Genomic DNA, 267 nt, shown 5'->3' with positions numbered 1-267 from the left:
GCTTTACAGTTAATATCAGATGTTAAACGAAAAAACAATCAAACTGCGAAACCTCCTTCAGCAGTTTGATTGTTTTTAGATTCTGTCATATTTTTTCTTTCCATGCGCTGATAAGCTGCCTGAATTCTGGCTCATCCTGTTTGGACTTTCTCTCAGGAAAACTAAGCAGGCGCTCCATGACCTTTACGGTATCACTATCTCTCATCAGAGCATTTCCAACTACTGTAAATCCGCAGCTCTTTGCATCAAACCCTTTGTCGATCATTA

General features: G+C 39.7%; 1 protein-coding gene. It reads right to left on the bottom strand.

Features of this window, described 5'->3' with window-relative positions; all coding sequences use genetic code 11:
- Positions 1 to 85: 85 nt before the first annotated feature.
- The coding region (locus CI597_RS19805) for a hypothetical protein (RefSeq protein WP_198959590.1) at positions 86 to 267 on the bottom strand (182 nt) is incomplete at its 5' end.

Source organism: Anaerostipes hominis (ex Lee et al. 2021), assembly GCF_002270485.1.
Lineage (GTDB): Bacteria > Bacillota > Clostridia > Lachnospirales > Lachnospiraceae > Anaerostipes > Anaerostipes hominis.
The sequence above is the reverse complement of the archived record's forward strand: the minus strand, read 5'-3'. Positions and strand labels throughout refer to the sequence as shown.